General features: G+C 53.3%; 3 protein-coding genes. All 3 read right to left on the minus strand.

Annotated features, from left to right (window positions below):
* On the minus strand, positions 1-508 hold a 508-nt coding region (locus tag lacNas_RS13345; protein WP_244661472.1), incomplete at its 3' end, for an HAD family hydrolase.
* Between the two features lie 129 nt (positions 509-637).
* Complete coding sequence (locus lacNas_RS13350) at positions 638-1,225, minus strand: hypothetical protein (protein ID WP_201330417.1); 588 nt, start codon at positions 1,223-1,225, stop codon at positions 638-640.
* 12 nt (positions 1,226-1,237) lie between these two features.
* Positions 1,238-1,372: a diguanylate cyclase domain-containing protein gene (locus tag lacNas_RS13355; protein ID WP_244661473.1), complete on the minus strand. Its 135-nt coding sequence runs from the start codon at positions 1,370-1,372 to the stop codon at positions 1,238-1,240.
* Positions 1,373-1,397 lie beyond the last annotated feature (25 nt).

A 1,397-nucleotide genomic window follows, 5' to 3' on the forward strand; every position in this document is an offset into this window, starting at 1 on the left:
CCGGCAGCTGCCGGTAGATGCCTTCAGCTGCGCCCCCTTCGATGTAAACCGTGAACTTGATCATTTCGTCGCTGGCGACTTCAGCCCGCAAGTCTTCGACATAGCGGCGCTTGATGTAATAAGTGTCTAGCTGCTTCAAAAAGTTCTGGTCCCCGGCTGGGTCGTGGCAAATCGCCTGGCTGGCACCGCACAAAATCGGGTTGGCCAGGGGTTCGCCGGCAAAGAGGTCCAGGCAGAAAGCCGCTTCTTCAGGGGTAATGCCGGCCTTGGCCAGAAACTTCCCCTGCTGGTAGATCACCCCGCCGTTATCGCCGATAAAGATCAAATGGTCCTTGATCTCGTCAAAGAGCTTTTCATTGGTGTAGTAGGGCCGGCCACTGGCAATCACCATCTGCTGGTCCGGGTGATTGAGCACCCAGCTGGCAAATGATGCCGGAACTTCTTTGGCATCGTTGACCAAAGTGCCATCCATGTCTGTTGCAATTAACTTGATTTCTGTATCTTCCATACTGCCACTTTCCATAAAGATATTTCGAAAATTTCTTCTATCAATTATTTAATTCTAATGACAAAATACAAACTTTTTACGAATTTTGCAAGAAAAAAACAGGTAAGTCTGCCGGCTTACCTGTTTTTGTTAACCATAAATATTGTTTACCGCCTGCCGGTAGAGGTCGACAGACAAGTCCGCCGGGTTTTCATTCTTCAAGCGCAAGTATTCGCTCCGCAGGTCTTCCCACTGGTCCCAGTCCTTGATGGTTTCTTCTTGAATCTTCAAAAAACGGACGTTGAAGGCCGGGCCCCACTCTGCCGCGCCATTTTCCTTGATCAGGCGGTATTCATCCCCGTCTTCTTCTTTGACAATGGTCAAGTCCAGCTTGAAGTTGACCTTGCCGCTCTTCTTGGCCCGGTGCAGGAAGGTCAGTGCCTGCCGGCTTTCCCGGCCTGCCTCAAACTTGCCGGCCAGCCCTTCGGTTAAAGAGCGGCTGATTTCGGCCAGCAAGTCTGCCGGCTGCTTATCGCTTTGCCCCAGCAGCTTCAGCTGGTAGTCCAGGTCGTCGACCCCATCGTTTTGGGTCACAAAATTGCCGGCCGTGCCGACCGTGCTCTCTATTTCCAGATTGATCCCAGCCTCCCGGCGCAGGCTGGCCAGGACCGCGTTAACGGCGTCAACGGTCAAATACCGGTAGATCTTGATTTGTTCTTTGGGTATGTAGGTGTACATGGTGCCTCGTTTCTATGTCCGTTCCTGGCCAATGATCTGGTTTTTGCCCCGGTCCTTGGCCCTGTAAAGGCAGTCGTCGGCCTGCGCGATGGCCTGCCGGAGCTGCTCTTCATTGTCGATGCGGCTCGTGCAGTAGCCAATGCTCAAAGTTGCCGGCTCCCGCAGCTGCCGG

It is taken from the genome of Lactobacillus nasalidis (assembly GCF_016587775.1).
GTDB lineage: Bacteria > Bacillota > Bacilli > Lactobacillales > Lactobacillaceae > Lactobacillus > Lactobacillus nasalidis.

Coding starts and splice junctions, on each gene's coding strand:
- lacNas_RS13350 (WP_201330417.1), bottom strand. CDS start 1,225: ATGTACACCTACATACCCAAAGAACAAATCAAGATCTACCGGTATTTG.